This is a genomic window from Lentilactobacillus sp., assembly GCF_040773105.1.
Lineage (GTDB): Bacteria > Bacillota > Bacilli > Lactobacillales > Lactobacillaceae > Lentilactobacillus > Lentilactobacillus parabuchneri.
Map to the genome: position 1 here is coordinate 1 of NZ_JAXGWW010000227.1, position 3,367 is coordinate 3,367.

Here is a 3,367-nt window from a genome sequence, read left to right on the forward strand (position 1 = left end):
AAAAACTAAAAAGAGGTCGAAACAAAACTCAATGTTTTGCTCCAACCTCTTAACCTGAATGCTGCCTAATTTTCTTCTGCCTGAATCTTCTTGCCAAATTCAGTTTCATCAAAATGATCAATCACGTTCTGAAGTTCTGGCTTGGTCAGGCTCGCACCAAACAGCTCACTGCCCGGCTCCGTCATGATGCCATCCGCAATGTCGTAGTGAACCACCGTATCAAAGCCCATGGTGTCCACAAATTTAGCCACTTCATCCACGGCTTCATGGTTATCACCAGTCACAAACAGCGCTTTACGATTCTCAGCGCCGGCTGGTTTGGCCTCTTCTTGGAGGTTATGGTACCCCATATGGTTAAACGTCTTGACAACGGTACTCTTATTGAAATATTGCTGTACCTGCTCACTGGAAGTTGAGGACGGGTCCAACACTTCCTCGCGGATCCCGTCAGTCTCCCACCAGTAGTTCATCGCATCAATCACTAATTTACCCTTGAGGAGCTTAGGCTTGATGTTCTTGTACCGACTCAGTGGAATCGCCAAAATAATTAAATCACTCTTGGAAACAACCCCCTGATTGGTCGACGGTGTCGCGCCGGGAACCAGCGTTTCAATCGTCATCGCGATTTTTTCAACCGATCCCGAACCGGAAATCCGGACGTGGTATCCGGCAGCGAGTGCCAGCTGGGCCAACACGATACCAACTTTTCCAGCACCGAGGATCCCCACATTTTTAATTTCAGCCATGACTAGCCCTCCTCAGACAAAATTTCTTTAACCCGCGGAATGACCTTGGTTCCATATAATTCAATCATCCGTTCACGTTGTGCAGCGGTCTGGTTACCCGCACCATAAACAAGATCAAATCGGCCCAGGTTCATCAAATTAATTGTCCGCGCGATTCGTTGGGCAACATGCTCTGGATTGCCAACGTAAAAGGAACCGACTTTGGTTTCCCCATCAAATTGCTCCCGGCTCATTGGTGCCCATCCCCGGGTCAGACCAATTCGATCGAAGTTTGCCTTAATGTTCTTCCAGGCAACTTCAACCGCCTCATCCTCGTCGTCAGCAATAAATCCGTGTGAGTGAACGGCAACTGGTTGAACGGGCATATTGTATTTTTCAGCAGCTTTCTTGTACAGGTTCAAATATGGCACAAACCTGTCAGCCTGCCCACCAATAATCGCCAAGATCACTTTATAACCATACCGAGCAGTTCGAATGATCGACTCAGGCGAACCGCCAATTCCAATGTAAGTTTCAATGCCGTTATAATCTGTCTTTGGATAAACGTCTTGATCCTTTAGTGACTGGGTGAACTTCCCGTGCCAGGTAATTGGCTTTTCTTTTAGTAGTTGGCTGTACATCTCTAATTTTTCGTTGAATAAATCATCGTAATCTGTTAAATCATAGCCAAATAATGGGAATGATTCAGTGAATGACCCCCGGCCAAGCATGACCTGTGCGCGGCCCTCGGATAAGCCCTCAAGCGTTGCGAACCGTTCATACACTCGAACCGGATCATCAGAGCTTAGCACGGTTACGGCCGTAGCCAACTTGATGCGGTCAGTCACTGATGCAATCGATCCCAAAACAATTTCTGGACTCGACACACTATAATCAGGTCGATGATGCTCACCAACACCAAAGACGTCGACGCCCAATTTGTCGGCCAGTTCGCCTTCCTTAACGATTTGGCGAATTGATTGGCCAGCCGTCAAGAGCTCACCGTCTTCTCCTCGAACGATATCGCCAAACGTCTCGAGGCCAAATTGTAATTTATCTACATCAACCATGCTCATGCTTTTTCCTCCTAGTGCTTACTTTTTGTAAGTATATTAATAGATTATATTACTTGGAGGTAAAAAGCAACTAAAAGTAGTCACGAAAGTGCGCTGTTCATTTTTTTATGGCACAAAGTTAATTGCTCGTAAAAGCCATCATGTTTTTTCCTCGTAGTTCCTACCCAATGGCCTCCTCCACCGCATTCCGCAACTCCCGGGAAGCCTTTGCCGGGTCTTCAGCCTTCATAATCGCTGAGACAACTGCGACGCCATCCACATGAGCACCGTCGATGGCGTCGACGTTATCGGCTTTGAGGCCGCCGATTGCGTAAACTGGGATGCCAACGGCCTGCTTGATTTTGCCAAGCGTTTCGACTGATGTATGAACGGTCTTCACGTGAGTCGTGGTTGGAAAAATCGCACCAACACCCAGATAATCGGCGCCCATCTCTTCGGCAGCTTTAGCCTGCTTCAATGTCTTGGCAGTCGCGCCAATGATTTTTCGAGGTCCGAGAATACTGCGGGCAACGTCCACTGGTAAATCACTTTGCCCGAGATGAACCCCGGCAGCGTCCACGGCCTGGGCAATGTCCAAACGGTCGTCGATCAGCAACGTGACGCGATATTTGTCAGTAATGGCCTTAACCTGTTGTGCGAGTTCAAAAATTTCTCGGCTGGTGCCTTCTTTTTGTCGCAGTTGAACCAAGCCCACCCCATTTTGACAGCCCTGTTCAATCGCGCTAAAAAACTGCTCGTCCGATAGTTCTGTATGATCCGTCACCAAATAAAGCGGTCGATTCGTCAATTTCACAATGATTTCCTCCAGTATTTTGCGTTTGCCATCAGTTTAATTGAACTTTCACAAAAAGTATAGCGATATTTCTCGCTTGACTTTCAGATTGTAAGCGGTTATAAATAAACTATGAGCTTGGAAGTCATTCAAGCCTAATTGAATATTTCGTCTGGGGTGCCGGAAACGGCTGAGATAATACCCATCGAACCTGATGTAGTTTGGACTGCCGAAGGAAGAGCGAATTTAATGTTGATCTAATTTTGACTTTAAACCTTCTTTTTGCAGAAAAGAAGGCTTTTCTTTTCTGTAAATCGAATTTAAGTTAAACCCAACATCCATGAACCTCTTTCTTCGGACATTGAAGAAAGGGGACTTTTTTTATGGTGATGGTAAACGGTAAACAGGAAACCGGTGTCGTTGGTGAAACGATTCTGGACTTCCTAAAAAAACGCGAAGCGCCAATTGAAAATATCGTTGTCGAACAAAACGGGAAAATTATTCACCGCGCGGATTTCGACACAACTAAAATTTCCGAAAACGACAAACTGGAATTAATTTCCTTCGTCGGTGGTGGCTAAACAGCGGTGTCTCCAAGCAGTAGTCTACCTGTAACCGCTTGGACTCGCTCACTTTCTTAGGACAGCTCCTCCAAGCAGCAGTCTACCTGTAAGCACCTCCGACAAAAATTCCAAAACCGGGAATTTCTCTCGGAGGCCCCTTACAGTCCGACTGCTAACCGCTTGGACTCGCTCACTTTCTTAGGACAGCTCCTCCAAGCAGAAATCTCCTTG

4 protein-coding genes and 1 riboswitch are annotated in these 3,367 nt (G+C 46.7%); of the genes, 1 reads left to right on the plus strand and 3 read right to left on the minus strand.

Annotated elements, in window-relative coordinates:
- Window positions 1-65: 65 nt before the first annotated feature.
- The 3 genes from AB3112_RS09810 to thiE form a co-directional block, all read right to left on the minus strand.
- Entirely contained in the window at window positions 66-746 is a 681-nt protein-coding gene (locus AB3112_RS09810) for an NADPH-dependent F420 reductase (protein WP_084998266.1), read from the minus strand.
- Between the two features lie 2 nt (window positions 747-748).
- Window positions 749-1,795, minus strand: a complete 1,047-nt coding sequence (locus AB3112_RS09815; protein WP_084974085.1) for an LLM class flavin-dependent oxidoreductase — start codon at window positions 1,793-1,795, stop codon at window positions 749-751.
- A 166-nt stretch (window positions 1,796-1,961) separates the two neighbouring features.
- Window positions 1,962-2,594 (minus strand): thiamine phosphate synthase, encoded by a 633-nt coding sequence (gene thiE / locus AB3112_RS09820; protein ID WP_084974077.1) that lies wholly within the window; start codon window positions 2,592-2,594, stop codon window positions 1,962-1,964.
- 142 nt (window positions 2,595-2,736) lie between these two features.
- Window positions 2,737-2,829: riboswitch (TPP riboswitch) on the plus strand.
- Window positions 2,830-2,956: 127 nt separating this feature from the next.
- On the opposite strand from thiE, the gene thiS reads away from it, so the two are divergent.
- Complete coding sequence (gene thiS, locus AB3112_RS09825; RefSeq protein ID WP_084974075.1) at window positions 2,957-3,154, plus strand: sulfur carrier protein ThiS; 198 nt, start codon at window positions 2,957-2,959, stop codon at window positions 3,152-3,154.
- Window positions 3,155-3,367: the final 213 nt, after the last annotated feature.

What these genes read in the sequence shown, in the direction of transcription:
- AB3112_RS09810 (WP_084998266.1), bottom strand. Translation starts at nt 746, where the DNA reads ATGGCTGAAATTAAAAATGTGGGGATCCTCGGTGCTGGAAAAGTTGGT.
- AB3112_RS09815 (WP_084974085.1), bottom strand. Translation starts at nt 1,795, where the DNA reads ATGGTTGATGTAGATAAATTACAATTTGGCCTCGAGACGTTTGGCGAT.
- thiS (WP_084974075.1), top strand. Translation starts at nt 2,957, where the DNA reads ATGGTGATGGTAAACGGTAAACAGGAAACCGGTGTCGTTGGTGAAACG.